Source organism: Cohnella lupini, from assembly GCF_003386205.1.
Lineage (GTDB): Bacteria > Bacillota > Bacilli > Paenibacillales > Paenibacillaceae > Cohnella > Cohnella lupini.
Genome location: NZ_QRDY01000001.1, coordinates 258,722 through 284,419 on the forward strand (window position 1 = coordinate 258,722; position 25,698 = coordinate 284,419).

Sequence of the window (25,698 nt, forward strand, 5' to 3'; positions counted from 1 at the left end):
TGAAGGGGAAGCGCTAAAAATATACGGCTCAATTTACCCTTGACAGTACCGTTTTCTCCGGATTTGTGTTACGATAATTAGGGTTTCGCGAGTTCTTCTAACAGCGGGACTTTTTAACTTGATAACCATCAATGTCCATAAGGATATGTTTTTGCACAATGGAAAGGGGAACAACCCATGCCAGTTACCAATATTAAAGCGCTGTCCGAATCCAGCAGAGACAAACTAAAAGCGGCGATCGATCCGATCGAACAATTTCTAAACCACAACGCGCTGGGGCAACTCGTTTCTGAGGACAACCCCGATAGCCCAATTTTCTACAGCGGATTATTGTCCGACTTGCGTCATCTGCTCGTATTCTCCGAAGTCGCTTACGAGAAGCTCGGAGCTGTGCTTAGACGCCCGAATTTCGATAATGAGCTGGCTGAACGGGCGTTATACGAAGTGTATCATAACGGCGTGAATTCGTTTTTCTATCCGAAAAACGAATGTTATTCCGAGGACGGCCGTTACGCTTACACTGGACAAGACGCGATCCGGTTCCGCGCTAAGCCGGTTCGTTCCGCTCGCGACGTCATCTTGAGCATTTCCCGCATTTACGAGGAATTGCGCGACGATCTGTCTTATTATGAGAGCGACTACTTGACGCACCGCCGCATGCAAAGCCAATCTAAATAACATTTATGCCTGCAACCTCCACCCCTCTGTCCGCATACCCTCCTTCTCTGGGTACACAATAGGACAGGGGGGTGATTTTAATATGCCGAATGGCGTAGCTTGCAGCGTAAGCAATTGTTCATTTTGGAATAAAGGAAATCAATGCGGAGCAAGCGATATTGCCATCGAAGTCGATTCTCACTCCAAGAATCATTGGAACGAGGAATTCGCCAACGAATTTTTCTCCCATCAAGACATGGCTCGGTCGTCGTCCATTACCTGTTGTCTAACTTTTCAACCGAAAGGCGACAAATAGGTCCAAGGAACGAGTTGCGCGGATTTTGTCGGGACTAGCCGGAGTCCGATAGTTGATGTACAATGGGAATAACCTACAAATTGACTATCGGGAGCTAACCGACGTGAATGTAACGACGGATCCACGCATCATAAAGCAAATTCTTCTCACGCAATGGATGTCCGAGTTGAATCCTTTAAGCAACGTCAAGGAAACCGATGGAACGGCCAGCGAAGGCTCGAGCCTATTCGACATGTTATTGAATCAATTATCGACGAATACATCGTCCCAAGCTTCGATTGTTGACGCTTCGGCTGATTTATCTCGTATTTCGGCGCTTTCAATGCCGACTGCTTCCTGGGGAGGGGCATTAACCGACGATAGCGGTTCGTCCTCGGCATACGATGATTTAATTGCCGCCGCCGGCGCGAAATACGGCGTAGATCCGGCATTGATTAAAGGAGTCGTCCAATCGGAGTCGTCCTTTAATCCGAATGCCGTTTCCTCGGCGGGAGCCAAAGGACTTATGCAACTCATGGACGATACGGCGAGGGGCTTAGGCGTGGAAAATTCCTTTGATCCTGCACAGAATATCGACGGCGGAACGAGATTCCTATCGTACTTGCTCCGCAAATACGAAGGGAACGTGTCGACGGCTCTTGCCGCATACAATGCGGGGCCGGGTCGCGTAGACCGTCTGGGTATTAAGAATGATCAGGATATCGCCATTAACCTGGACAAGCTGCCGTCTGAGACGCAGAAGTATATTTACAAGGTTCTGAACGCATCCGCGCAATGGAGCATTTAGAAGCGTTTAACAATTAAAACAAAGGCTTGCAAAGGGGATCAAGACGGGAGTTATCCCGTTTTTGATCCTTTTATTATGAAATATGCCGGCATGAAAAGAATGGAGTCATCGAATGAAAACCTACTATTTCGACCATAGCGCGTCAACCCCGATGTTGCCGACCGTTATCGAAACGATGAGCGAGCTGATGAAGCTTCATTACGCCAATCCGGGCGCTTTGCACCGTTCCGGTGCGGAAGCGCTGAAGCTGGTAGACAGGGCTCGCGGGAGCATCGCCGAGAGAATGGGGGCGAAGCCCGAAGAAATTATTTTTACGTCGGGCGGAACCGAGAGTAACAATCTGGCGATAAAAGGATCGATCCATAAAGCGACAAGGGCAAACAAACATATTATAACTTCGGCCGTGGAGCATGCTTCCGTGTACGAGTGCGTACGTCAGCTTGAAGCGATGGGTATTCGTACGACGGTCGTACCCGTAGATCGGTTTGGCAGAGTGAATCCGGAAGACGTGGAAAGTGCGATCACTAAAGACACGGTACTCGTTAGCATCATGCAGGTAAACAACGAAACGGGAGTCGTTCAACCTATAAGTGAGCTAGGCAATGTCATTTCCCGGTTTCCTCATGTTCGTTTCCATGTAGACGGAGTGCAGGCGATCGGCAAAGTACCCTTCGATTGGACGGGGTGGGGCGTCCATATGTATTCGGGATCGGCCCATAAATTCGGAGGGCCGAAAGGAATGGGTTTCCTTCTGCTTAAATCGGGAGTCGAGCTTGCTCCCCTGTTGAATGGCGGCGATCAAGAACAAGGCTTCCGTTCGGGTACTCAGAACGTTCCTGGCATCGTTGCGATGTCCCAAGCATTGAGGTTGACCATGGAGAGCAGAGACAGCAGAAGAGCGCGGATGTACGCTATGAGACGCCAATTGCTGGACGTCGTGGATCAGATACCGGAGCTGTTCATAAATGGCGTACATTCGAACATGGATAATGCCGAAACGGAGACAGCTCCGCACGTAGTGAACTTATCCTATCCGGGAATGCGTCCCGAAGTTATAATTCATATGCTTGAAAAGCACGGGATTCTCGTGTCCACCCAATCGGCTTGTTCCTCCAAGAGCTTGTTGCCGAGCAGAGTGCTCCTTGCGATGGGACACGACGAGGATCGAGCATCGGGAAGCATACGGATTAGTTTCGGAGACGAGCATACGGATAAGGATATCGAAATTTTAGGCGAAAGGCTGAAGAGCGTCGTCGCCAAGCTCAAGCCGTTGGAAAGGAACATCAAATGAATTACGAGCTGATATTGGTTAGATTCGGGGAAATTACGATTAAGGGGCGCAATCGCAATCGGTTCGAGATGATGCTGCTCACGCAAATCAGGTTGGCGCTAAAGGCAATGCCTTTATTGACCTTTGAGCGAGGATACGCGAGAGTGTACATTCGCTTAAACGGGGAGAAATACGAAGCGGTAGCGGCGCGGCTTAAAGATATTTTCGGCATCGCGACCTTTAGTCCGGTAATGAGCTCGGAGCAAGAGCTAGAGGCGATCCAGCAATGTTCCCTGGAAATGATGAGAAGCTTAAACCCCGCTCCGAAGACGTTTAAGGTGTCGGTAAAGCGCGGGTGGAAGCAATATCCTTATGATTCGGTTGAAATGAATCATTTGGTCGGCTCTCACATATTGCGCAACACGCCGGAACTGAAGGTAGACGTGAGACAGCCGGAAGTCGAATTGAAGGTCGATATCCAGCATCAAACCACTTATATTTATTGCGAAGTAGTGAAGGGCGCGGGGGGATTTCCGCTCGGGATGAACGGCAAGGCGATGCTCCTTCTGTCGGGGGGAATAGATAGTCCCGTCGCGGGCTGGATGGCTATGAGAAAGGGACTTAGGATCGAAGCGGTCCATTTCCACAGTTATCCGTTCACGAGCGAGCAAGCCAAAGAGAAAGTGATTACGCTGTCGAAGCGTCTGGCGTATTACGGCGGTAAAATCAATTTGCATCTCGTACCGTTTACGGAACTGCAGACGAAGCTGGCTCAGTCCGGACACGATAGCTTGATCATTACTTTGATGAGACGGAGCATGCTGAAGATAACGGAGCGATTAGCGGAGAAACACGGGGCGCTTGCGATCGTGTCCGGAGACAGCCTCGGGCAAGTCGCGAGCCAAACGCTCGGCAGCATGAACGTCATCGGGCGATCATCGTCGCTCCCGATGTTACGCCCGCTCGTCATGATGGACAAGCAGGATATTATCGGATACGCGGAGAAGATCGGTACGTTTACGACTTCGATATTGCCTTTCGAAGATTGCTGTACGTTATTCGTGCCGAAATCGCCCGCGATCAATCCCAATTTAAGTCTGGTGGAAAGCATTGAGGCTTACTTGGGGGAAGAGCTCGAACGATTGATCGACGAAGCGGTGAAGGGAACGGAAGTGCTTGTGTTGAAAGAGGACGGAGAATCGACGAGCGCGGATTTGGACAATAATCCCGAGGATGCATGGTTCTAGTTAAAAAAGTAAAGCCGTGAAACGCATTAATGCGTTTCGCGGCTTTTTTTCGTGGCAAGCGGAGGGGCGACTTTTTTTACTTTTTCGTCTTTGCGGCGGGCGTTGATCGCATTCGTCCATACTCCCGCTACCATGACCAGCACGACCATAGTCGCGATGAATATCCAAGTGAGTACGGGATTGCTTATGAAATAGCTTTTGAATTCGTTCTCGTGCGTTATCATTTTCGCGGCGGTGTAAGCAAGAACGCCGGAGCCTAAGTAGATGATCCAAGGGAATTTCTCGATAATCTTGATGAATAACGTGCTTCCCCAAACGACGATCGGAATACTGATCAGAAGTCCGAGAACGACAAGGAAATAATCTCCATGGGCCGCGCCGGCTACGGCAATGACGTTATCGAGGCCCATCGCCGCATCCGCTATGACGATGGTTCTTATGGCTGCCCATAATGTAGTACCGGGTTTAACGTTTTCTCCGTGGGCTTCTTCTTGAACGAGTAGCTTGTATGCAATCCAGATAAGCAAGACGCCCCCGATGGCAAGCAAGAACGGAATTTTAAGTAAGGAGACGACAAGCATAGTGGCCACGATACGGATGATAACCGCACCCGCTGTTCCCCAGATAACGGCTTTCGTTTGCATTTCCTTTGGTAAGTTTCTTGCAGCGAGACCAATGACGATCGCATTATCTCCAGCCAACAATAGATCGATGAATATGATCGTCATTAAGATCGACCAGAATTCCAAGCTCATTAAATCCCATCCGAATAGTTCCACGATTAGTCCCCCCTATATTATTCCAACCAGTAATACGTGCGGTATTCGAAAACGATTCAAAAAAAAGTGGCTACATATCTGGAGCGGCTTGTACATAAAACTGGAAGGAGGAGGTGTGCGCATGGGAACGATGGAAACCTTGATCATTTTTCTTGAAATCGTCATGATTAATTTGCTTTTAAGCGGCGATAACGCCATCGTCATAGCTATGGCAGGACGCAGATTGCCGGCAGCGCAAAGAAGGAAGGCCGTATGGTGGGGCGCCGTCGCGGCGATAGGTTTGAGATGCATACTTACGATAGGCGCGATAAAGCTCCTGCATGTGCCTTTCCTTCAAACGGCGGGAGCGATATTGCTCCTTATTATTGCCTTGCAGCTTCTGCTTGACAACAAGGAGAAGACGGAAGCGACCAAAGCGGCTGCCTCCACGTTAGCGGGAGCCGTATGGACGATCGTCGTGGCCGATTTCGTCATGAGCCTCGATAACGTGTTAGCCGTCGCGGCGGTCGCGAACGGCGATACCGCCATGTTGATAATCGGAATCGTTATGAGCATACCGATTATCATTTGGGGTAGCACCTTTATTATGCGAATGCTAGATCGGCTGCCGGGTTTGCTGTATCTCGGAGGCGGTCTGCTCGGATATACGGCTGCGGAAATGATGTTAGGGGATCCGGGATTGAAGGCGTACGTACATTTGCTTCCCCATGACTTCGATAAGCTTTTTCCGATATTCGCCGTAGGTCTTCTCTTAATCCTTGCCTTGATTCTCAGAAGGCGGTCCCACGGGCAAAGCAATCATTAATATTCGTTCATAGAATGCGCGTTCCGGTCGATAAAGGGAAATTTTTGCTTCTATGAACTAGTTTTTTCCCCGAACTTCCATTAAACTAAAGAAAAAGATGTCACGTTGCGTAACTTAGCCGTGGCGCACAGAGAATGGTATGAAGTGGGGGAACCTTTGTGAACAGACAATCCGCCGCAGTCGGAATCGGAGTCGTGGCTGTTGGATTGATTATTCTTTTGGGCAAATTGGGCGTATTTTCATTTTTCGGCGCCGTATTCTGGCCGCTGTTCGTTTTAATACCCGGCGTACTTCTTCACGTCCTTTATTTCGGCCGAATGGTTCCGTCCGTAGCATTGATTCCGGCCGGAATCCTCACCGTCGTCTCGGTCATTCTATTGATCGGAAATTGGTTCGGATGGGGTTTGATGAAGTATTTATGGCCGTTATTTATTTTTGCTATCGCGGTCGGTCTATACGAATATTACGTGTTCGGGTATAGCCGTTCCAAACAAATATGGACGCTGTCGGTCGGACTTACCGTCGTAGCGGCGATTCTATTCGGATTGACTTTGCTATGGACTTGGGGAATATATTTGATCGCGGCGGGGCTGATCGGTTTCGGGGCATGGCTTGTCATTCGCAGACCTAGATCATGGTGAGATAGAATTTATAACGGAGGAGCCCGAACCTAGGGCTCCTATTTTGTTCTTATCCCGAACGCAGGAAGGAAGGGCTATGGTTTGGATTACCGATCGACGGACCAATGGAACGAATCTTTGTGGTCGAGGGCGGAAAAAGTCTACGATGACGCGTTTCCCGAGCACGGAAGGAAAACACTGACGATCATTCGCCGGATGTTCGATAGAGGCATGTGCACGTTGGATACTTGGAGCGAACAGGGGGAAGTCGCGGCGATGGCGCTTACCTCGTATAACCTTCAAGACAAAATGCTGGTCATCGATTATCTAGCGGTTGGACAAGATTGGCGCGGTAAGGGAATAGGCATGCTGTGCATCGAAAATATTCGAAAGCGGATTTCGGCAGCCATGCCGGATTGTCGGGGAATCGTCATCGAGGTAGAAGCTGAACGATCGAAGGAAAACGAGGAACGCATTAGATTTTGGAAAAAGGCAGGGTTTCATTTAACAGAATACGTGCATTCCTATATCTGGGTCCCGGAAAAGTACAGGGCAATGTTTCTAAGCTTGGATGGTGATTCGACATTGGCGGACGACGGAAAAAAGTTGTTCGAGACCATTACGAAGTACCACGAGAAGGCATACCGCGGGAGGGCTTGAACATAGTTCTGTACAATGTTGTTGGCTTTTCGAATTTTGTAGCGTATAATAGAAGGGATTAAGACTAACGCACTCTTGTAGTCGCGATACGTCAGTCGTACCGGTGATGCAAATTAACGTCGGCCTCGAGTCGGCGTTTTGTTTTGTGGATTTAGAGAACCCTATATGAGCAAGTTCAAAAAAACCTTTTTGAACAATCAATATAAGGGACCAGAGATAAACGAGGAGTGGAAGTATGCATTCAAGAGACCGTATTCGTAACATCGCCATTATTGCCCACGTTGACCATGGCAAGACAACGCTAGTAGACCAGTTGCTTCGTCAATCGGGAACTTTCCGCGATAACGAACAGCTTCAAGACCGCGCGATGGATTCCAACGATCTGGAACGCGAACGCGGAATTACCATTTTGGCTAAAAACACGGCCGTGCAGTACAAAGATTACTTGATCAATATCGTGGATACGCCAGGACATGCCGATTTCGGCGGAGAAGTGGAACGTATCATGAAAATGGTTGACGGTGTTCTTCTTGTCGTCGACGCGTTCGAAGGCTGCATGCCGCAAACGAAATTCGTGCTTCGCAAAGCTCTTCAGCAAGGTTTGACTCCGGTAGTCGTATTGAACAAAATCGACCGTCCCGCCGCTCGTCCCGCAGAAGTGGTAGACGAAGTACTCGAGCTGTTCATCGAGCTTGAAGCCACGGACGAGCAATTGGAATTCCCGGTTGTTTACGCGTCCGGACTTAACGGAATCGCGGGCAACACGCCGGATGATTTAAGCGCTACTATGGAGCCATTGTACGAGATGATTCTCGAGCACATTCCGTCGCCGAAAGAAAACCCGGACGAACCATTGCAATTCCTTGTTACATTGCTTGATTACAACGAATACATGGGACGCATCGCCATCGGTCGCGTGAACCGCGGACGTATCGCTCAAGGTCAAGTCGTTGCGGTTATCAATCGCGAGGGACAAGTCAAGCAAGCCCGAATCGAGAAGTTGTTCGGATTCCAAGGACTTAAACGGATCGAAGTCGAAGAAGCCGCAGCCGGCGACATCGTAGCGATTGCGGGTCTTAAAGAAATCAACATCGGCGAAACGATTGCCGATCCGGCTAACCCGGAAGCATTGCCGGTTCTTGCGATCGACGAGCCGACATTGCAAATGACGTTCCTCGTTAACAATAGCCCGTTCGTAGGACGCGAGGGCAAATGGGTAACTTCCCGTAAGCTTCGCGAACGTTTGTTCAAGGAAATCGAGACCGACGTCAGCTTGCGCGTTGACGAAACGGATAGCCCGGACGCATTCGTAGTAAGCGGACGCGGTGAATTGCATCTTGGTATCCTTATCGAGAATATGCGTCGCGAAGGCTTCGAGATTCAAGTTTCCAAGCCGGAAGTTATTCTTAAGTTGATCGACGGCGTGAAGAGCGAGCCGATCGAGCGTCTATTGATCGACGTACCGGAAGAGAGCATGGGCTCGGTCATGGAAAGCTTGGGAACGCGTAAAGCCGAAATGGTCAACATGATCAACAACGGAACGGGCCAAGTACGTTTGGAGTTCTTGATTCCAGCGCGCGGTCTGATCGGTTACCGTACGAACTTCCTGACCTTGACTCGCGGCTACGGCGTCATGAACCATGCGTTCGATAGCTATGGCCCTTTGATCGGCGGCCAAGTCGGCGGACGCCATCAAGGCGTTCTCATTGCCAGCGAAACCGGCAAAACGACTATGTACGGCATGATGTCCGTCGAGGATCGCGGAATTCTGTTCCTTGAGCCCGGATTGGACGTTTACGAAGGCATGATCGTTGGCGAGCATACGCGCGACAACGACATCATCGTTAATATCTGCAAAGAAAAAGCATTGAACAACATCCGTACGGCGAACAAAGAAGAGACGGTAAAGTTGAAATCGCCGCGTCTGATGTCGCTTGAAGAAGCGTTGGAATATTTGAACGACGACGAGCTCTGCGAGATTACTCCTAAGAGCATCCGTCTTCGTAAAAAAGTTCTGAACAAGAGCGAGCGCGAACGTTCCGAGAAACAACGCCGCACGGCTGATTCCGGAGTATAATAGCATGGTGAAGACGACCGACCTGCACGTAACCGCGCAGGTCGATCGCATCGTGAAGACGACCGACCTGCACGTAGCCGCACAGGTCGATCGCATCGTGAAGGAGGGATTTCTATGCAGCAGTGGTTTCATGATCACCAGTTGATTTCCTATCTGCTCATTGTCGCCTGTACGATTTATATCTTTAATACCGTATTCAGAATGGGTAAGCTTCCCATCCTTAAGGAGATTCTCGTTCATATCGTATTGGCGCTCGGCTGTTTGGTCTTGCTTGTGTTGCAGCTGGACAAATTGCCGATCATCCAATGCATGGCCGTTGCCGTCGGGATGATGGCGCTTCTGAGGATGCGTCAATTCTACGACAAGCGTAAAGCTTATCGCGCGAATAAGGCGGGCGGTTCGCCCGGAGTGAATTCGGCCGATCCGCAATAGCTTAGCTATGACAAAAGCGACAATCTCTGTCCAATAGGGGACGGCGATGCCGTTTTACTTGGAGAGGGGTAAAACGCCAATGTCTTTAATGGATGCGTTGTTTTATTGGTTACAGATGAAGTGGGTTTCCTCCGCCCATCCCGATGATGAGGCGGCGAGGGAAACACTTCTCTTTTTTGCGCAGATTTTGTCGGAAGATCACGAATTGGCGTCGCATGAAGTCGATTCTGTGGATGCCGCCAAAGTACATGTCACCTATGTAAAGACTGACGGTTCCACTCGTACCGTTTGGTTTGATCGGGAAGCCGTGGAGCAATTAAACCGGGACATGTTCGGCGCCCCGGATATCACGGAAGAAGATTCCGGCGAAGAGGATGAGGAGGAAACGGTTTGAGTCAGGATACACCATTGCCGTCTCGCGGGACCAATCGGGTTTCACCCCCGAAAAAACCGATACCGAAGAAAAATAAATTTCGGTGGGGCAGGTTCATATTTCTTATTGTAAGCCTTTTTATAGTTGCGTTGATCTGTTACGCAGGATATCTGTACATAATCGGAAATAAAAATCTCGATAAAATAGCTCAAAAACCCGAAGGCGGCAAGGGCAGCATTAGCATTCCGAAAGAAGATCGCGCGCAAGTCAAGCCGATCGCGTTGGTTCTGTTGGGATTGGATACGCGAAGCGAAACGGGCAGCATGAATACGGACGTTATGATGGTGGCCGCGTTTAATCCGAAGACGAAAACCGCAACGGTCGTATCCATCCCCCGCGACAGCGATCTGAACATGGAAGGCTATAAGCGGCACAAAGCCAACGGGTACTACGCGGCTTTCAATTCGTTCGGACGTAACGAGGAGGATTTGGAAGGCGAGCAGGTTCCGGCTTACGCGAGGGACGAAACGAGGAAAATGCTGGCCAAGTTCTTCGGAATTTCTATCAACTATACGGCAGTTATAGACTTTCAAGGATTCGTTGACGTCGTGAACGCGCTCGATGGCGTAACCGTTACGGTCGACAAAGACATGCGGTACGTGGATACGGTCGACGATACGGATATCAACCTGAAGAAGGGCGAGCAGAAGCTTAACGGCGAGCAGGCGCTAGGATTCGTTCGTTACCGGAAATCCAATCATAACAAGGGCTTCGAGCCGACGGCGGAATCCAGCGATTTCGAGCGCAACGAAAGACAGAGTCAAGTGCTGGGAGCGATTACGGACCGTTTGAAGTCCTTCGGTACCATCGGCAAGGTGGACGATATTCTCAACGCCATGGGCGACAATATGAGAACGGACATCCCGAAAGCGCAAATAGAAAATATGATCAAAACGTATTTCGGCATTAACCGTTCGGATATTCGGTTCATCCCGCTGGCCGGCACGTGGAAGAGTCCTTACGTTTACTTGGACGAAGAGAAGCTTCAAGAGGCGAAAACCGCCTTGGCGGAAGAACTGATTCCCGAAGGGCGTCCCGTTTCGGATGTTTCTTCTTCGCCGAACGCATCGTCTTCGGCGACGTCCGAGTAGTTAATTTCGAATGAATGGCAAAATCCCCCTGGGGCAGCGTAATGCTGCTCCAGGGGGATTTTTTTTGCCGTGCCGGCTCGGTTCATCTTGCGAGAAGGCTGCGCCATTTCGTATACGTATTCCAGGCATCGCCGGATTCCAGCAGTGCTTTGCAAATGTATAAGGCTTCTTCTACGGAGCCAGCACGATCCGCATGATGCAGCCTATAAGCCGCGTTCAACAGCACTTGATGCATGAATGCCATATCGGCCTCTCCGCGCAGCACTTCCTCGGTTACGCTAATCTGCGAGGCCGCTGTCCAAACCGTCTCGGGTATCGGCGTATCAAGGCCTAACGTCTCCGGGTTAACGACGTGCAAGGTAGCGATTCCGTTCTCCACGATGTAGGTACGAGTCGGACGGTCGATGAACAAGTCTTCTGAGCCTTCCGTTCCTTGCACGATTAGAGATTTTCGATAATTAAGCTTAGTCATTAACCGCGATAGCCGGTCGAAAACCGTGTTGTGATAGACGCCAAATACGAGATAGGGAGAATGGCTATAATCTATGAGCTTCTCCGCGGTATTCAAGACCGTTCGCATGCCGAGCTCCTCTCTGATCGGACGCAACGCCTTTAGCGGCGGGCACCACTCCTCGGCGGGGACATAGAGCACGCCTGTTTCCTTGGATGCGCGGATCCAATCTTCGCGCTCCAAGGAATCGGGTTGGATTCCGATCTGACCGAGCAGATCATGGAGCGTGATTCCCCACTTTGGAGGAAGGGATGCAGTTCCGTGAAGCGTAACGGGCAGGCCGGCCGCCGCCAGAACGAAAGAGCAAGCGAACGTGGCATAGAACGACTTTTTACGTCCGTCATACGGCCCGGCGCAATCGATGCCTTCTTGGGATGGCAGCCGGTAGGCGGATTGTCGGCAAACGTCGACGAACGCCTCCAGTTCTTCGACGCTCTCCATTTTAATGCGTTCGGCGATGAAGAAGGCTCCGATCTGGGCCGGGGTTGCCCGCAAGCTCAATATTTCCTCCGCTGCCCGCAACGATTCCTCGTAAGTCAAATCCCGGGCTCCGCGTTTGCCGCGTCCGACTTCTTTGAGTAAAGTGATCATTTACGCTTCGCCCCGTTTCCTTTGTTCTCTTGCAGCAATTGATAGACTTTAACGATCGAGGTAGCTACGTCGACCATTCGCTTGCGTTCGTTCATCGCCTGCTTGCGCAAAATGTCGTAAGCTTCGGATTCCGTTACGTTCTTAATCTCGCAAAGGATGCTCTTGGCCATGTCGATCCATTTCCGCTCCTCGATTCGGCCGAGCAATTGCTCGCGTTCGTTATGCCACTGACGCCGTTCCATGAATTGCTTGGCGCTGAAATGCAATGTCCAATGAATCTCATGGCCGACCATCGAGGGAGTAAGCAAGCCATCCATCATGACGTCGTCCTCGCAGGCGTCCAAGGATTCGGATGCCGCGGTTTCGTCGCACCACCACAACAAAGGCAGCTGCTTTAATTCCAATAAATGATTGCTCCATTCTTTGATTTCCGATATCGGCAATTGTAGAATGACCGCATCCGCGTCTACGATGAAATGCGCGGTCTCTTCCTTCAACTTGGTCCGCGTGACGATATAACCGTGCGACCGAAGCACGAATTCGGGGGGGAGGGACTCCGGCGAGGAGGCTAGAGTTCTCGCCGGTGCCGACGTTTGGTTGTGAACTACCAACAAAGAACGCATGTTAAACGACCCCCTCTCATAATTAATTACTCTAAATATTAGCACACGCGTCACATAAACTCACGTAAATTATATACCACAGGTCAATTCGAGCTGTCTATCGGGAAAATTTAATTTTAATGTGTTAGGTATATTGACATAACTCTCGCGAATGTTGTATATTCGGAATAACAACTGAATTATATATTGGGGTTACAATGAAGTACCTTCCAATTGCGGCAATGAAGCCTGCTAACGAATTCACGGAGAATTATTTTCCGCGAAGCGTAGCGGGCTTTTATGTTTTGATCCGGGCAACGCGAAGGGAGAGGGAGAGAAATATGAAGAAAACAAAGAGGAAATTGGTGCTTGTCGGCAACGGAATGGCTGGCGTGAGAGCGATCGAGCATTTGATCAAGCTGGCTCCCGAAGCATATGAAATTACGATCATAGGGGCTGAGCCGCATCCCAATTACAATCGGATCATGTTATCTTCCGTTCTGGCCGGCGGAGCGAGCCTTAAAGAAATCGTCATTAACGATTGGGAATGGTATAAGGATAACGGCATTAGGCTACTCGCGGGCCATCGCGTTACGCAAATCGATGCGAACCGCAAACGGGTCGTATCGGATCAAGGAGCGACGGTCGACTACGATGAATTGATTTTGGCTACCGGCTCGAATCCTTTCATGCTACCGCTGCCTGGAGCGGACAAGGAAGGCGTCATCGCTTTCCGCGATATCAAAGACTGCGAAACGATGGTGGATACGTCTAAAAAATATAAAAAGGCAGTCGTCATCGGAGGCGGCTTGCTGGGTTTGGAAGCGGCAAGGGGATTGCTGCATTTGGGAATGGACGTTTCGGTCGTTCATATCAACCCTTACTTGATGGAGCGTCAGTTGGATGAAACGGCGGCCAAAATGCTGCAAAAGGAACTGGAGCAGCAAGGGATGAAATTCCTGCTTCGCAAAAACTCGGGAGCCATTCTCGGGAAGAAACGGGTCAGAGCCCTTAGCTTCACGGACGGGACGGAAGCGGAAGCCGATCTTATCGTCATGGCGGTCGGCATTCGGCCGAACGTAGAATTGGCGAAATCGTCGGGCATCGAAATTAACCGGGGAATCGTCGTCAACGATTGGCTGGAAACGAGCGTCGAAAGAATCTACGCCGTCGGCGAATGCGCGGAGCATCGGGGAATCGCATACGGCTTGGTAGCGCCGCTATATGAGCAAGGGTCCGTCCTTGCCAAGAAGCTGGCAGGCTTGGAAACGACGGGGTACGCCGGCTCGGTCACTTCGACGAAGCTGAAGGTATCGGGCGTGGACGTGTTCTCAGCAGGCCGATACGACGAGCCGGAAGGATCGAGATCGCTTCGATACCAAGACGAGGTCGACGGAGTCTACAAGAAAATCGTCATTCAGAACGACAAGCTGATCGGTGCGGTACTGTTCGGCGATACGAACGATGGAGCAAAGCTTTTCTCGATTATCAAAAGCGGCGAATCCGTCGTCGGGCGGGAGAAGGAGCTGCTGCTTGGAATGGCGGTCAGCGGCCAAAGCGCGTCACCGGAAGCCCGGCTGAAGGAAATGGCCGACGAAGAAATCATCTGCGGTTGCAACGGAGTTTCCAAGGGGACGATCGCCGACGCCGTTCTGGCGAAAGGTTGCATGAGCGTCGGCGAGATTAAAGCCTGCACGAAAGCATCCGGTTCCTGCGGGGGATGCAAACCGCTCGTAGAAGGCTTGCTTAAGCTCTATGCGGGCGACGAAGCTGGAGTCGGGGTCAAGGAAGGAATTTGCGGTTGCACGCCGCTCGGCCGGGACGAGATCGTAGCGGAAATCAAGCGGATGCGGTTGAAGAGCATCAAAGAAGTCATGAATGTGTTGGAATGGCGGAATTCGGAAGGCTGCTCGAAATGCCGTCCATCGCTTAATTACTATTTGGGAATGCTGTTTCCGGAAGAATACGTGGACGAGAACGAGTCGCGCATCACGAACGAAAGATACCATGCCAACATTCAGAAGGACGGTACGTATTCGGTGGTCCCGCGGATTTACGGCGGCGTTACCTCTCCGGCCGAGCTGAAGAAAATAGCGGAGGTTGCCGAGAAATTCGACGTTCCGATGGTAAAATTCACCGGCGGGCAAAGACTCGACCTGCTCGGAGTCAAGAAAGAGGATCTCCCGAAAATGTGGGAAGAGCTCGATATGCCGTCAGGGCATGCCTATGGCAAAACGCTTCGTACGGTGAAAACTTGCGTCGGCAATACGTTCTGCCGATTCGGAACCCAAGATGCCATCGGGATGGGTATTCGATTGGAGAAGGCGTTCGAGCGCTTAAACACGCCGGCCAAGGTGAAATTAGCCGTATCCGGCTGCCCGAGAAACTGCGCGGAAGCGACGATCAAGGATTTCGGAGTCGTCGCGATCGACGGAGGATGGGAGCTGCACGTCGGAGGCAACGGCGGCGTTCAAGTCCGTGCGACCGAGCTTTTATGCGTAGTCAAGACGGAGGACGAGGTCGTAGAATGGGCAAGCGCTTATTTGCAATATTACCGGGAAAACGCCCAGTGGAACGAAAGAACGTCCACCTGGATCGAGCGAGTGGGTTTGGAAGAGATAAAGAACGCGCTGGAGAAGCCGGAGGATCGTCTAGCTTTGGTAGAGAGAATCCAGAAGACGTTAAGCCTGACGACGGATCCATGGAAACAAATCGTGGAGAACGATCATTTGCGTAAAAACTTCGAGCCATTGACCGAGGCTCTAACGATCAACTCATAACGGAAAGGAAGGTGCAGAGCCAATGGCCAAACACCTTGTCGGTAAAATCAACGAGATCGATCGCAAAGGCTCTCGCACCGTTCGTATTCAAGACGTGGATATCGCATTGTTCAAGTTATCGGACGAGGAAGTGCTCGCCGTCGAGAATAAATGTCCGCACAAAGGAGGCGCATTGTCCGAAGGCATGGTCTGCGGCAAGGTCGTTCATTGCCCGTTGCACGACTGGAAAATCGATCTTTATAGCGGAAAAGCGCAAGAGCCAGACGACGGTTGCGTTACGACGTTCGCGGTAGAAGTCGATCCCGTTAACGGTTCGATCTTCATCACGATGTAAGTTTTGAGGAAAGATGTTCTGCGCGGATGCATGCGAAAGTCCGTTGGAAACTCATTTTGCATATGATATAATGAAGCTAGGAAATCCACTTAGGAGGGCTGCGGGTGGCGGAAACGAATACTTCTCTTACCGAAGCTCCATTCGTACAATTGCAGAAAGAGGATTTCGTTCTCCTGCATACCGACACCGAAGACGGCAGTCCGACTTCAAGCACGATTTCTTGGGACGAGAAAACATATGATCTTAGAGCCGCTAACCGCTTGGATATCCAAGCGTTCGCTGCCATGAGAAAAGCCCAGTGAGGAATCACTGGGCTTTTTGTCACTTTTTGAGCTTGTTCAGCGAGCTTGTCCCCATGTTTTCCGGGGCTTTCGGCGGAATGATATTTCGCGGAATTTGCGGGATGACCCTTCCGATCATGTCGGAAAGCTCTTCCGCGAAACCGGAGATCGGACGTCCGTTCTTGACGTCGACCCTGATTTCCCTAACGCGCTGAGCAAGGTCGAGATCGGCCGTGACGATGGCATCGATCCCGTAGGGATCTTTGCGGAAAGCCTCGGCAACCGCATATTTAAGCGTTCCGACCTGAGATCTTTCCATTTTCTTGTCAACGTCAATGCCGACGATCGCATACTTGCCGAATACGACGCAGTTGGCATCCTTCACGCCTTCCACGCCGCGAGCCAACGATTCCAGGTGGGCGGCAACCTTCTTGGGATTGTCGATTTTCCTTTTCGCTGGCGCGTCGTTGGTAGTCAGGGTTCGCACCCGATTATCCGTTGGAGCCGGCGCCGATTGTTTGGTACCACAGCCTGCGATACCCGTTGCCAATGTTGTCACCACGAGCAATGAGGTAGCGTAAGCGATTATTCGATATAGCTTCAATGTTGTCACCACCCTGGTTTGGAGGGATGCCCGCACTAGCCGAGGCGGTTAGCGAATCATGTAGCGTTCGGCTAATACTGGAGAGAGCATTCGATGGTTGTATTGTTCCCTGTCATCCGATCCCTATGTAAAGTTCACAGCAGGGAAAACTTTTTTCCAAGTCGCGTAAGAGGCCAAATCGCCGAACCGGGAGGGAACACCATGCGTAAAATTTATGTACTGGATACGAACGTATTGCTGCATGACCCGCTCTCCTTGTTTGCTTTCGATGACAATGAAGTTATTATTCCCTCCGTCGTACTCGAAGAGATCGATTCCAAGAAAAGGCTAGCCGACGAAATCGGGAGAAACGCCCGAAATATATCGCGCGAGTTGGATGGCATGCGGGCTTTGGGGCAATTGCATAACGGGGTAATGCTTCCAAACGGCGGGTTGCTAAAGGTGGAAATGAATCACCGCCGATTCGTGAGAGTGCAGGAATTGTTCGGGGAAATGACTAACGACAACCGGATTCTCGCGGTGGCGTTGAATTATCATATGGAAGAATTGGAAAGCGGCGATCCAAGGCCGGTTATTATCGTAAGCAAAGACGTGCTCGTCCGAGTCAAGGCCGACGTGCTCGGAATTATCGCCCAAGATTACCTGTCGGACCAAACCGTATCCATCTCGGATCAATATACGGGGCATCTGACGTTGCACGTTCATCCATCCGTTATCGATGAATTTTATTCCACTCGATATCTCGGAGTGAACCAATTAGGTATCAAAGTGAAATTGAACCCTAACGAGTTCGTCATTTTGCGGGATGAGCTCGGTACTTCCAAATCCGCATTGCTTAAGGTAACCTCAGACGGGCACCGGCTGGAGCCTCTCCATATGAGCAATGACCCGATATGGGGAATCACCGCGCGAAATGCTCAACAGCGCATGGCGTTGGAATTGCTTCTTAACGACGATATCCCCTTGGTCACGTTAACCGGACGCGCGGGTACGGGCAAGACGCTGATTACTTTGGCGGCCGGCTTGATGAAGGTGGAAGACGAGCACAAGTTCAAGAAGCTTCTGATTGCCCGTCCGGTCGTTCCGATGGGCAAAGACATCGGATATTTGCCCGGGGAGAAAGAAGAGAAGCTGCGTCCGTGGATGCAGCCCATTTACGACAATTTGGAGTTTCTATTCGATACGAAGAAATCAGGAGATCTCGATAAGATTCTGATGGGAATGGGAAGCATTCAAGTCGAGGCTTTGACGTATATTCGCGGCCGATCCATTCCGGGGCAGTTCATCATTATCGACGAAGCGCAAAACTTAAGCAAACACGAAGTAAAGACCATCGTTTCCCGAGTCGGAGAAAACAGCAAAATCGTGCTGCTCGGAGATCCGGAGCAAATCGATCACCCTTATTTGGATTCGCAAAGCAATGGATTGACTTATCTGGTCGAAAGATTCAAGGAAGAGGGCATAAGCGGTCACGTTACTTTGGAGAAGGGAGAGCGTTCGCGTCTAGCGCAGCTGGCGACGGAAAGATTGTAATCTTAACGGTCGGCAACGGCGTCTATTTATTCGTAACGCCAAGTAACGCCGCAACCGTAAGCGACCGCGATCCGCTCCGCTAATTCGGTAAGCTGTCGGTCGATCATATAGACGTCAGCGCCGTCGATCGACAGGCTTCCGATCAAATGTTCCTTTAACTGCAGCAAAGCCGGGGCGGGTTCCGCTTCCGGCTTTGCTTTGTTCAGGGAGAACAGGGCCGTCAGAGCTAGATCCATGTATACATTCTCGTTGCGGGTCACGATGGCATAATCCTCGTACAAATCTCCTTGGACCAATCCTTCCGGAGGCAGCAAGAGCAACTCGCAACGCTCCGAGGTTACCTTATATTTATTAAGCAGCTCCAGAACGGGAGGCAAATGCTCCTCCGAATCGAAAATTAGCAGCTCCTTGTAACGATCGAACAAAGGCGCGCGCTCCGCGATACCTTTTACGATTTGAGCGTAAAATCCGGGAATTTTGCCTTCGGGTAATTGCATGTCCAGTCCTGCTAAACGTCGAGGGTTCATCGGGATTCCTACTTTCCTATTAAATGCTTCCTTCTTAGCATAACCGATAAAGCGCTTTCTGAAAAAGCGAGACATGCGGGCGATGTCCTGTTATCATGAATAAAGCGATCTATAAGTTACGATGAAAAAGGTGAGACTGTGGCCCGTCGTAAATCGGCCTTGGTGTTCCTGTTGTTATGCGTAATGGTATTGTTCTTATCTCCGTGGGCGAACGTTCCGTCGTCTCCCGCAACCGTCGTTCCAGTGCCCAAAGGGGAGACCTTGGCCACCGAGGAGCCTGTTGTCGCGCGCGAAGTATCGCATTTGACCGTAGACGTCGCGCTTGAGGAACCGGAATTCAATGCGTTAGTCTTGCAGAACGATGAGTTTACGTTAAGGCATCCCGATATTATGGTCGAATTGACCCGGGTAGATCCCAAGCAGGCATATCGCGCGTATAAGAACGCTTCGGAGTTGGACGAAGCATCCGATATCATGCTGCTATCCAATGAATGGGTGAAGGAGTTCGCTTCTTCGGGCTTCTTGCTTCCGGCGGATGCCGCTTACGAAGGCAAGGCGTTAACCGAGCAGTTCGACGCCGTGACGGCTCCGTTGAAATGGAACGGTTATTTGTGGGGAGTGCCGCGCGCGATGGATCCGTTCGTCCTCATATGGAACATGGACTTGCTACATCAATGGTTAGGCGAGGACGTCGCCCTGCCGTTAACGATCGAGCAATGGACCGATCTCGCAACCATGAGCGCGCAAGCGGCGGAAACGGATCTGCCCTCGTGGTTAACGATAGACCGCAACGACCCTCTCTCGCTCTTATCCTGGTTAGAGAACGCCACCGCGGAAAGAAGCGATGGAATTTGGGATGAAGAGGAAAAGCCATGGACGGACACGCCATTCGGGCAGGCGTTAACGGTAATAGACCAGTACAAAGCTAACGTACGGTTCGTAAGCGGAATTGAAGAGGCCGAAGCTTTACTTAATGGAGGGAAAACTCTCGCGGCAATCGTTCCTAATTCTTTGGCCTCCGAGTGGATGGAAGAGCCGAGGTCGAACCTCGAGCCTAAGCTCGAGGTCGATAGACATTCCTGGAAGTTGCCTTATGTATGGACGCGCGGAAGCAGCTTCGCCATCTCATCCGATACGGCAGCGGAAGAAGCGGCCTATACTTGGATTTCGGAGATGACGAACGATCGAAATCAACGGCTCAATAGGGAGAAGTGGGGAATCCTCCCCGTCTACCGGTCGTTATACGATTCAGATCGTACTTTAGGCAATCTGTTACCGGGAAGAACCGGGCAAACCTTTCCGAACCAGCCGCCATTATATACGGGACCGGAGCTTCCCGAACGTTTAGAGCAACTGGCCGCTCTGTGGAGCAGATTGTCCACGGGCGCGATTGAGGCAGAACAATTCAAGACGGACTGGTCGGAAGAAAAAGGCAATGAATAATCGTAATTAACCGCCGATCGCGAGCTGTACGATTAGTTTGCCGTCATTCATCTCGACGCTCGTGGCTTTAACGAATTTAATAAGCTTCTGCGGGTAGAACCCAAGATCGAATTCCCTCTCCAAATCCGCCCTAGTTGTATCGGGTAAAGTCAATCCGTTAAATACTAGCGTATCCACGTGAAACCGAATGGCATTTTCAGGTTCTTCTTCGAGCGTATATCGACCTTGAATTTTCACCTGAATATTGCCGTTATCCCCTTCCATCGTCAACAGATCGTTATCGAAAGAAAACGAGAAGTCATTGAAACGGCTGTCTTCCGAACGTAGGAATTCATTTAATTGCGTATCGGTTAAAGTTAATTTTGTTTTGAGACCATTGGTTTGTATGATGCCGGGAGTGTTCTTGACGTAATCGGGCAAATTCCCCATCGCTTCCGCCAGCGCTTTGAAGTGCTGCTTTACCTCGTAAAGGCCTACGTTTCGCCAATAAGCCTGCAGTTCGTCCATAAGTCGGAGCAACATCTGCTGATCACCGCTAGCCTCGAGGGATTGGTCGAGTTCGTTCTGCAAGGTTAGAATTCGTTCCCGCTGGGTGACGAGCTGCTCCTCGACCGCGGCCAAATCTTCTTTGTCATGGCGCAGCTGATCGTAACCTTTTTTAAGATTCAGATATTCGGCTGCGTAGCCGTCCATCGTCTTGTGGTCAGACTGAACGATCATGTCCATCGTATCCCACACCTTAAGGAGATCCGGCAGGGAGTTTGCGTTTAACAAGGCGGATAACCAGAAATCCTTGTACCCCATATAATAGGATCTAAGAACCCGTCCGGCTTTCTCTCGCTGTACGGCTATCGCGATTTCTTGCTCGGAGAGTTTATGTTCGTTGTTCTCGATATCGGTTTGGGTTTTACCCTTCAGTCCGGATATTCTCTCGATTTCCCTGTCGATTTCCACGACGGACAAGCTTTTTTCCAGAAGCTTTCTCGTTTCTTCCGGAAGGGGTTCGGCGTTGACCGGCCAAAGCGCTCCGGCGCGGGGGATGAATAACAGTATGGCCGCAATCCCCAGCAGGGCCATAAGCAAGCGACGCATCGGGGATCCCTCCTTTTCCGTGATGCTACTCGTCAGGGCACTCATAAGGGCTCTGAACGGTCGTCGTTAGCCGGACGAGCGGCGCGTCGTCTGATCCTATGTTATTATGATATGACAAAATGACCAGTGGAAGGTGTGAACCATTTGGACTCCGTTAAGACCGCTTTCGCCCAAACGCCTCTCTTTGCCATTATAGAGGATTCGATACGAAACAGCATCCTCGCCGGGAGATTAGAAAACGGCTCTAAGTTGTCCGCGATCTCCTTTTATCATTATATGACGCTTTGTCTCTATCATCCCGAATTTGGTTATTATCGTTCGGGATCTTCGAAAGTCGGCCGGAACGGGGATTTCTATACGAGCGCTTACGTAGGCGAATTGATGGGAGATCAGCTTGCTTCGGAGTTGTCTCGCCTTGCCGAGCAGTGGTTTCCCGGGGAAGAGTCGGTAAACGTCTTGGATTGGGGAGGCGGAACGGGACGGTTAGGAAGACAGATGATGGATTCGTGGAACGGGATAGGGGATGACGGGCCGGGGCCGGAGAGGGGATTAAAAGGATTCACGCTCACGGTCGTAGAGGGAAATCCGGAGCATCGACGGCTGGCATTCGAGGAGCTAGAGCCATACATAGAAGCGGGCAAGGCACGCGTGCTCGATAACGAAACGGGAGTCAACATCCCGATGGGCGAGCAACCTACGATCATCGTGGCGAACGAGTTGCTAGACGCGTTTCCCGTTCATCGCCTTGTATGGCGGGATGGAAAGTTGCAGGAGTGGGGAGTCGCGTTGAATGAAGCAGGGGGCGGATTCGTCCGATGCCTGATGGAGCCGACGAATCCTCGTCTTCCGGAATGGGTTCGAGATGAGCAAATCGCGTTGCTCGATAATCAAACCTTCGAGGTTAACCTGGATGCCGCCGACTGGGTTGCCGATCTGTCGGAGCGCTTGGAACGCGCGATCCTGGTCATCATCGATTACGGCGACGAAACCGAGGAGTTGATAGCACCGCACCGAATGGACGGTACTATGCTCTGCTACCGCCAGCATCGCGCTCATAACGATCCTTTCGAAGCGCCGGGCGAACAAGATTTGACCTCGCACGTCAACTTCAGCCATATTCGCCGAATTGCCGCCATTCATGGATGGACCGAAAGGTGGTACGGATCGCAGAAGAAGTTCCTGGTAGATTCCGGAATTCTCCAGAAGCTGAGCGCCCATGCGATAACGGATCCGTTCCATCCCATGGTCAGGCGCAATCGTGCCATTCGCCAGCTTCTGCTGTCCGACGGAATGAGCGAATTGTTCAAGGTACAAATTCTCGTAAGAACATGAAAAAGAGGCTGCCGCCCGCGTCTTGTCGACGGGTGCGCAGCCTCTTTGCTAGTTCATTGTTTAAGTTAGCGTAGGCATATGTACTTGCCGGGACGATAAAGGGCTATACCGGGATGCCCATTTCGAAGACGGTCCAATACGTAAATCCCAGGAACGCCAATACCATGTATCCCCAGAACATCATGAGATACGTTCTTTCGGTGAAATTCAAATATCCGAGCAAGAAGAAAACGGCTGTTTGCATAAAGAACAACAATGCGAATTCGTACATGTCGCCCGCAAACGCCATTAGGGCTATTACCAGTGTCCAGAAGCCCAGCACCCTAAACATTCGTGCCATGTTATATTCCCCTCCCTTACGCGCAAGACGATTTCTAAAGCATATTATAACGTTTGGACAAAAGAGTGTAAACTAACAAGTCGTGACGAATCGGCAAACTTTTTGGCTATGTTCCTAATGTTCCCGCGTATCGGGTATATATGTATTCCGCTTTCTGGCATAGCGATTTAACGTTCAAAGGTATAGTGAATCGAAAAATGGATATAAATAGAAGTATCCGATAGATTCTATGAATTCTACTACGGGCATAGAAATGAAGAAAGCAGCAAAATATACGTGATTCTTAAGGAGGGAAGGGCACCCATGACGGCTGTGAGACAAGACGCATGGAGTCCGGATGATGATTTGATATTGGCGGAGGTTACTCTGCGCCACATCCGCGAAGGCAGCACTCAATTATCCGCTTTTGAGGAAGTAGGGCAACGAATTGCCCGTACTTCTGCCGCTTGCGGTTTTCGTTGGAATAGTTGTGTCCGGAAAAGATACGACGAGGCCATCGGCATGGCTAAGCAACAACGGCAAAAACGGAATTATCTCAAAAAACAAGGGATTTCCACCATCTCCGGCGCGGAACGTTTAGTCGTCGAAGAAGGCGACAACGCGAAGGCGGAGTTATTGTCGGCCGAGTCTATGTCATTGGAAGCGATCATCCGTTATTTGCGCCAATGGAAAAGCACCGTGCAAGAGATGAGCAGGCAAATTCGCCATCTCGAGAAGGAATTGAAGGACAAGGATGACCGTCTCAACGAATTCCGCGAGGTTAACGAACGCCTATCCAAGGAAGTCAACGAAGTACAAACGGACTACAGGGTCGTGAACGACGATTACAAGGCGCTTATTCGGATCATGGATCGCGCTCGCCGTCTTGCATTTCTGACGGAGGAAGTAGACGAGGATCGGGCTAGGTTCAAGATGGACGCGAACGGAAACCTGGAGCGAATCGAATAATATCCGGAAGTACGCAAGCAAAACCCGCGGGGACTATCCTCGCGGGTTTTGCTTTGGTATGGTTAACGGAAAGACGGAGAAGGGAACGGGATTATATGAACAAAGTAGCCGTATTGGGCGGCGGTTCGCTAGGGTTGTTACTGGCCGGGAAGTTAAAGGCCTCCGGATGCGATTGCGTATTATGGACAAGAACGCGTCTACAAGCTTCCTTGGTGAACGCTCGCGGAATAACGATCGAGGAACGGGAAGGCGATCCATCCACCCTAGTGCCTATCGAGGCGCGCCCCTTCGAAGACGTGAAAGCTTTCGATGGTTTCCTCCTATTGGCGGTGAAACAAACCGCGATAAAGGATGATTTTGTTATCCGACTTGCCGAGATCGTCCCTGTCGGCGGCGTTATCGTGTTGCTTCAGAACGGAATCGGACATGCCGAGCTTCTCGAGCAAGCATTGCCTGGGAGGAAACTCGTCATTGCGGTGACGAGCGAAGGAGCTCGCAGAATCGACGAAACTACCGTGCGGCATACCGGAATCGGAGAAACGAGGTTAGGCGAAGACGTAGAAGTCGACAAAGAACACCTTCTATTCATTGAACGAGAGATGAAACAGGCAGGATTATCCGTTTATTTGTCGAAACACTTGAAAGACGAGATTCTTCGGAAACTGCTAGTCAACGCTGTCATTAATCCTACGACCGCGATTTTACGCATACGCAACGGTGAGATCACGCAGTCGAAGGAACGGCTGGAATTCGTTCGGAGCTTATTCGCGGAAACATTCGGAATTTTACGCTCCGAGGGTCTTTCGGCCGATGAATCCGGGCTTTGGAATGCGTTATTGAACGTTAGCCAAGCGACTTCCCTCAACGAGTCGTCCATGCTGCAAGACGTGCTCGCGGGCAAGGAGACGGAAATCGAATTCATTAACGGAGCTATCGGCCGCATGGCTGCCCGCCAAGGCAAGGAATCGCCTTGGAACAATGCCGTCACGGCTCTTGTTAAAGCCATTCATTAATTAAGGGGAAGAGGAATCCCATGAACTCCATATGGAATGCGTTAGTGCAGTCCTACGCGTTTTTGGCAACGATACCCATCATCCCGTTTCTATTAGTCTATATCGTTGCTTCCGTGCGCGGCGGCGACCGCAAGAGGGCATTCCGGCTGGCGATGGACGTGACGAACGCCTTCTTGATCGGTTGCGTCGCCTTTTTGTTGAACAGTCGATTACATACGAACTTCGGACTCTTCTTTCTGATATTGTTGATGCTCATCGGCGGCGGATTGATCGGTAACGCCCAGAACCGGATTAAGGGCAAAGTAGACGCTAACAAGCTGTTTCGCGCGGTCTGGCGATTGTCGTTTTTCTTTTTGGCCGTGTTGTACGTGATCTTGATGTTATTGGAGTTTATTTTTCCTACCGTCAAAACTTAATCGACCCTAGGCTTGCTACCCCAAATAGCCTGATTCTTGAAGCCGAAGCCCGAACGTCACGGAGACCGTAAACGTATAATTGAGCGAATGCCATAGAAACAACCACCCGATAATGACATTGCCAAGTAAATCTTTTGACGATCATTCTGCTGTTGTGTACAATCAATCTGATAGCAC

Annotated in this window: 29 protein-coding genes; 22 read left to right on the forward strand and 7 right to left on the reverse strand. The window is 50.7% G+C overall.

The window, feature by feature from the left end; genetic code table 11:
- The first annotated feature begins 177 nt into the window (after positions 1–177).
- The 5 genes from DFP95_RS01130 (at position 178) to thiI (ending at position 4,277) form a co-directional block, all read left to right on the forward strand.
- Complete coding sequence (locus DFP95_RS01130) at positions 178–678, forward strand: YpuI family protein (protein WP_115990724.1); 501 nt, start codon at positions 178–180, stop codon at positions 676–678.
- 82 nt (positions 679–760) lie between these two features.
- Positions 761–973 (forward strand): DUF1540 domain-containing protein, encoded by a 213-nt coding sequence (locus DFP95_RS01135; RefSeq protein ID WP_115990725.1) that lies wholly within the window; start codon positions 761–763, stop codon positions 971–973.
- A 103-nt stretch (positions 974–1,076) separates the two neighbouring features.
- On the forward strand, positions 1,077–1,760 hold the full coding sequence (locus DFP95_RS01140) for a lytic transglycosylase domain-containing protein (RefSeq protein WP_245987274.1): 684 nt from the start codon (positions 1,077–1,079) through the stop codon (positions 1,758–1,760).
- Positions 1,761–1,872: 112 nt separating this feature from the next.
- Positions 1,873–3,051 carry a cysteine desulfurase family protein gene (locus tag DFP95_RS01145; protein ID WP_115990727.1) on the forward strand — a complete coding sequence of 393 codons (1,179 nt, stop codon included), beginning with the start codon at positions 1,873–1,875 and terminating at the stop codon, positions 3,049–3,051.
- The gene (thiI, locus tag DFP95_RS01150; protein ID WP_115990728.1) at positions 3,048–4,277 is read left to right on the forward strand and encodes a tRNA uracil 4-sulfurtransferase ThiI; all 1,230 of its coding nucleotides are present in this window, start codon (positions 3,048–3,050) and stop codon (positions 4,275–4,277) included. Before DFP95_RS01145 ends, thiI begins: the two co-directional genes overlap by 4 nt.
- Before the next feature lie 26 nt (positions 4,278–4,303).
- Here thiI and DFP95_RS01155 read toward each other — a convergent pair whose 3' ends face one another.
- Positions 4,304–5,032 (reverse strand): TerC family protein, encoded by a 729-nt coding sequence (locus DFP95_RS01155; RefSeq protein WP_115991319.1) that lies wholly within the window; start codon positions 5,030–5,032, stop codon positions 4,304–4,306.
- A 145-nt stretch (positions 5,033–5,177) separates the two neighbouring features.
- On the opposite strand from DFP95_RS01155, the gene DFP95_RS01160 reads away from it, so the two are divergent.
- The 8 genes from DFP95_RS01160 (at position 5,178) to DFP95_RS01190 (ending at position 11,174) form a co-directional block, all read left to right on the forward strand.
- Positions 5,178–5,861 carry a TerC family protein gene (locus DFP95_RS01160; RefSeq protein ID WP_115990729.1) on the forward strand — a complete coding sequence of 228 codons (684 nt, stop codon included), beginning with the start codon at positions 5,178–5,180 and terminating at the stop codon, positions 5,859–5,861.
- A gap of 158 nt (positions 5,862–6,019) precedes the next feature.
- The gene (locus tag DFP95_RS01165) at positions 6,020–6,502 is read left to right on the forward strand and encodes a hypothetical protein (protein ID WP_115990730.1); all 483 of its coding nucleotides are present in this window, start codon (positions 6,020–6,022) and stop codon (positions 6,500–6,502) included.
- Between the two features lie 81 nt (positions 6,503–6,583).
- Positions 6,584–7,141, forward strand: coding sequence for a GNAT family N-acetyltransferase (locus tag DFP95_RS01170; protein ID WP_181907202.1), 558 nt, complete (start codon positions 6,584–6,586; stop codon positions 7,139–7,141).
- 235 nt (positions 7,142–7,376) lie between these two features.
- The gene (gene typA / locus DFP95_RS01175; protein WP_115990732.1) at positions 7,377–9,218 is read left to right on the forward strand and encodes a translational GTPase TypA; all 1,842 of its coding nucleotides are present in this window, start codon (positions 7,377–7,379) and stop codon (positions 9,216–9,218) included.
- A 4-nt stretch (positions 9,219–9,222) separates the two neighbouring features.
- Positions 9,223–9,363, forward strand: coding sequence for a hypothetical protein (locus DFP95_RS28750; RefSeq protein WP_181907203.1), 141 nt, complete (start codon positions 9,223–9,225; stop codon positions 9,361–9,363).
- Positions 9,333–9,650 (forward strand): YlaH-like family protein, encoded by a 318-nt coding sequence (locus DFP95_RS01180; protein ID WP_115990733.1) that lies wholly within the window; start codon positions 9,333–9,335, stop codon positions 9,648–9,650. The genes DFP95_RS28750 and DFP95_RS01180 overlap by 31 nt, the downstream gene beginning before the upstream one ends.
- Before the next feature lie 79 nt (positions 9,651–9,729).
- Positions 9,730–10,044 carry a hypothetical protein gene (locus tag DFP95_RS01185; protein WP_181907204.1) on the forward strand — a complete coding sequence of 105 codons (315 nt, stop codon included), beginning with the start codon at positions 9,730–9,732 and terminating at the stop codon, positions 10,042–10,044.
- Entirely contained in the window at positions 10,041–11,174 is a 1,134-nt protein-coding gene (locus DFP95_RS01190; RefSeq protein ID WP_115990734.1) for an LCP family protein, read from the forward strand. Before DFP95_RS01185 ends, DFP95_RS01190 begins: the two co-directional genes overlap by 4 nt.
- A gap of 82 nt (positions 11,175–11,256) precedes the next feature.
- On the opposite strand, the gene DFP95_RS01195 is transcribed toward DFP95_RS01190, so the two are convergent.
- The gene (locus DFP95_RS01195) at positions 11,257–12,276 is read right to left on the reverse strand and encodes an anthranilate phosphoribosyltransferase (protein WP_115990735.1); all 1,020 of its coding nucleotides are present in this window, start codon (positions 12,274–12,276) and stop codon (positions 11,257–11,259) included.
- Positions 12,273–12,899 (reverse strand): ANTAR domain-containing response regulator, encoded by a 627-nt coding sequence (locus DFP95_RS01200; protein WP_115990736.1) that lies wholly within the window; start codon positions 12,897–12,899, stop codon positions 12,273–12,275. The genes DFP95_RS01195 and DFP95_RS01200 overlap by 4 nt, the downstream gene beginning before the upstream one ends.
- Before the next feature lie 320 nt (positions 12,900–13,219).
- Between DFP95_RS01200 and nirB the strand changes: the two genes are divergently transcribed.
- The 3 genes from nirB (at position 13,220) to DFP95_RS01215 (ending at position 16,294) form a co-directional block, all read left to right on the forward strand.
- Entirely contained in the window at positions 13,220–15,658 is a 2,439-nt protein-coding gene (gene nirB / locus DFP95_RS01205; RefSeq protein WP_115991320.1) for a nitrite reductase large subunit NirB, read from the forward strand.
- 22 nt (positions 15,659–15,680) lie between these two features.
- On the forward strand, positions 15,681–15,992 hold the full coding sequence (nirD, locus tag DFP95_RS01210) for a nitrite reductase small subunit NirD (protein ID WP_115990737.1): 312 nt from the start codon (positions 15,681–15,683) through the stop codon (positions 15,990–15,992).
- A 104-nt stretch (positions 15,993–16,096) separates the two neighbouring features.
- On the forward strand, positions 16,097–16,294 hold the full coding sequence (locus DFP95_RS01215; RefSeq protein WP_115990738.1) for a PNPOx family protein: 198 nt from the start codon (positions 16,097–16,099) through the stop codon (positions 16,292–16,294).
- Positions 16,295–16,313: 19 nt separating this feature from the next.
- On the opposite strand, the gene DFP95_RS01220 is transcribed toward DFP95_RS01215, so the two are convergent.
- Positions 16,314–16,877: a YhcN/YlaJ family sporulation lipoprotein gene (locus DFP95_RS01220; RefSeq protein WP_245987279.1), complete on the reverse strand. Its 564-nt coding sequence runs from the start codon at positions 16,875–16,877 to the stop codon at positions 16,314–16,316.
- 201 nt (positions 16,878–17,078) lie between these two features.
- Between DFP95_RS01220 and DFP95_RS01225 the strand changes: the two genes are divergently transcribed.
- Positions 17,079–18,410 (forward strand): PhoH family protein, encoded by a 1,332-nt coding sequence (locus DFP95_RS01225; protein WP_115990739.1) that lies wholly within the window; start codon positions 17,079–17,081, stop codon positions 18,408–18,410.
- 26 nt (positions 18,411–18,436) lie between these two features.
- On the opposite strand, the gene DFP95_RS01230 is transcribed toward DFP95_RS01225, so the two are convergent.
- The gene (locus DFP95_RS01230) at positions 18,437–18,907 is read right to left on the reverse strand and encodes a hypothetical protein (RefSeq protein WP_181907205.1); all 471 of its coding nucleotides are present in this window, start codon (positions 18,905–18,907) and stop codon (positions 18,437–18,439) included.
- 168 nt (positions 18,908–19,075) lie between these two features.
- On the opposite strand from DFP95_RS01230, the gene DFP95_RS01235 reads away from it, so the two are divergent.
- Positions 19,076–20,380 (forward strand): ABC transporter substrate-binding protein, encoded by a 1,305-nt coding sequence (locus tag DFP95_RS01235; RefSeq protein WP_115990741.1) that lies wholly within the window; start codon positions 19,076–19,078, stop codon positions 20,378–20,380.
- A 6-nt stretch (positions 20,381–20,386) separates the two neighbouring features.
- On the opposite strand, the gene DFP95_RS01240 is transcribed toward DFP95_RS01235, so the two are convergent.
- Positions 20,387–21,472, reverse strand: coding sequence for a coiled-coil domain-containing protein (locus tag DFP95_RS01240; RefSeq protein WP_115990742.1), 1,086 nt, complete (start codon positions 21,470–21,472; stop codon positions 20,387–20,389).
- A gap of 144 nt (positions 21,473–21,616) precedes the next feature.
- Here DFP95_RS01240 and DFP95_RS01245 point away from each other — a divergent pair, with 144 nt between their 5' ends.
- Positions 21,617–22,804, forward strand: a complete 1,188-nt coding sequence (locus DFP95_RS01245) for a class I SAM-dependent methyltransferase (RefSeq protein ID WP_115990743.1) — start codon at positions 21,617–21,619, stop codon at positions 22,802–22,804.
- Between the two features lie 103 nt (positions 22,805–22,907).
- On the opposite strand, the gene DFP95_RS01250 is transcribed toward DFP95_RS01245, so the two are convergent.
- Positions 22,908–23,144: a DUF2626 family protein gene (locus tag DFP95_RS01250; protein ID WP_115990744.1), complete on the reverse strand. Its 237-nt coding sequence runs from the start codon at positions 23,142–23,144 to the stop codon at positions 22,908–22,910.
- A 303-nt stretch (positions 23,145–23,447) separates the two neighbouring features.
- Here DFP95_RS01250 and DFP95_RS01255 point away from each other — a divergent pair, with 303 nt between their 5' ends.
- The 3 genes from DFP95_RS01255 to DFP95_RS01265 all read left to right on the forward strand — a co-directional run bounded on the left by DFP95_RS01255 (position 23,448) and on the right by DFP95_RS01265 (position 25,521).
- Complete coding sequence (locus DFP95_RS01255) at positions 23,448–24,092, forward strand: RsfA family transcriptional regulator (protein WP_115990745.1); 645 nt, start codon at positions 23,448–23,450, stop codon at positions 24,090–24,092.
- Positions 24,093–24,187: 95 nt separating this feature from the next.
- Complete coding sequence (locus tag DFP95_RS01260) at positions 24,188–25,105, forward strand: ketopantoate reductase family protein (protein ID WP_115990746.1); 918 nt, start codon at positions 24,188–24,190, stop codon at positions 25,103–25,105.
- 20 nt (positions 25,106–25,125) lie between these two features.
- Positions 25,126–25,521: a DUF3397 domain-containing protein gene (locus DFP95_RS01265; protein WP_115990747.1), complete on the forward strand. Its 396-nt coding sequence runs from the start codon at positions 25,126–25,128 to the stop codon at positions 25,519–25,521.
- Positions 25,522–25,698: the final 177 nt, after the last annotated feature.

Bases quoted from the DNA above. Each gene is read 5' to 3' on its own strand.
- DFP95_RS01130 (WP_115990724.1), top strand. From the start codon at position 178: ATGCCAGTTACCAATATTAAAGCGCTGTCCGAATCCAGCAGAGACAAA.
- DFP95_RS01135 (WP_115990725.1), top strand. From the start codon at position 761: ATGCCGAATGGCGTAGCTTGCAGCGTAAGCAATTGTTCATTTTGGAAT.
- DFP95_RS01145 (WP_115990727.1), top strand. From the start codon at position 1,873: ATGAAAACCTACTATTTCGACCATAGCGCGTCAACCCCGATGTTGCCG.
- thiI (WP_115990728.1), top strand. From the start codon at position 3,048: ATGAATTACGAGCTGATATTGGTTAGATTCGGGGAAATTACGATTAAG.
- DFP95_RS01155 (WP_115991319.1), bottom strand. From the start codon at position 5,032: ATGAGCTTGGAATTCTGGTCGATCTTAATGACGATCATATTCATCGAT.
- DFP95_RS01160 (WP_115990729.1), top strand. From the start codon at position 5,178: ATGGGAACGATGGAAACCTTGATCATTTTTCTTGAAATCGTCATGATT.
- typA (WP_115990732.1), top strand. From the start codon at position 7,377: ATGCATTCAAGAGACCGTATTCGTAACATCGCCATTATTGCCCACGTT.
- DFP95_RS28750 (WP_181907203.1), top strand. From the start codon at position 9,223: ATGGTGAAGACGACCGACCTGCACGTAACCGCGCAGGTCGATCGCATC.
- DFP95_RS01180 (WP_115990733.1), top strand. From the start codon at position 9,333: ATGCAGCAGTGGTTTCATGATCACCAGTTGATTTCCTATCTGCTCATT.
- DFP95_RS01185 (WP_181907204.1), top strand. From the start codon at position 9,730: ATGTCTTTAATGGATGCGTTGTTTTATTGGTTACAGATGAAGTGGGTT.
- DFP95_RS01195 (WP_115990735.1), bottom strand. From the start codon at position 12,276: ATGATCACTTTACTCAAAGAAGTCGGACGCGGCAAACGCGGAGCCCGG.
- DFP95_RS01200 (WP_115990736.1), bottom strand. From the start codon at position 12,899: ATGCGTTCTTTGTTGGTAGTTCACAACCAAACGTCGGCACCGGCGAGA.
- nirB (WP_115991320.1), top strand. From the start codon at position 13,220: ATGAAGAAAACAAAGAGGAAATTGGTGCTTGTCGGCAACGGAATGGCT.
- nirD (WP_115990737.1), top strand. From the start codon at position 15,681: ATGGCCAAACACCTTGTCGGTAAAATCAACGAGATCGATCGCAAAGGC.
- DFP95_RS01225 (WP_115990739.1), top strand. From the start codon at position 17,079: ATGCGTAAAATTTATGTACTGGATACGAACGTATTGCTGCATGACCCG.
- DFP95_RS01230 (WP_181907205.1), bottom strand. From the start codon at position 18,907: ATGCAATTACCCGAAGGCAAAATTCCCGGATTTTACGCTCAAATCGTA.
- DFP95_RS01240 (WP_115990742.1), bottom strand. From the start codon at position 21,472: ATGCGTCGCTTGCTTATGGCCCTGCTGGGGATTGCGGCCATACTGTTA.
- DFP95_RS01250 (WP_115990744.1), bottom strand. From the start codon at position 23,144: ATGGCACGAATGTTTAGGGTGCTGGGCTTCTGGACACTGGTAATAGCC.
- DFP95_RS01255 (WP_115990745.1), top strand. From the start codon at position 23,448: ATGACGGCTGTGAGACAAGACGCATGGAGTCCGGATGATGATTTGATA.
- DFP95_RS01260 (WP_115990746.1), top strand. From the start codon at position 24,188: ATGAACAAAGTAGCCGTATTGGGCGGCGGTTCGCTAGGGTTGTTACTG.
- DFP95_RS01265 (WP_115990747.1), top strand. From the start codon at position 25,126: ATGAACTCCATATGGAATGCGTTAGTGCAGTCCTACGCGTTTTTGGCA.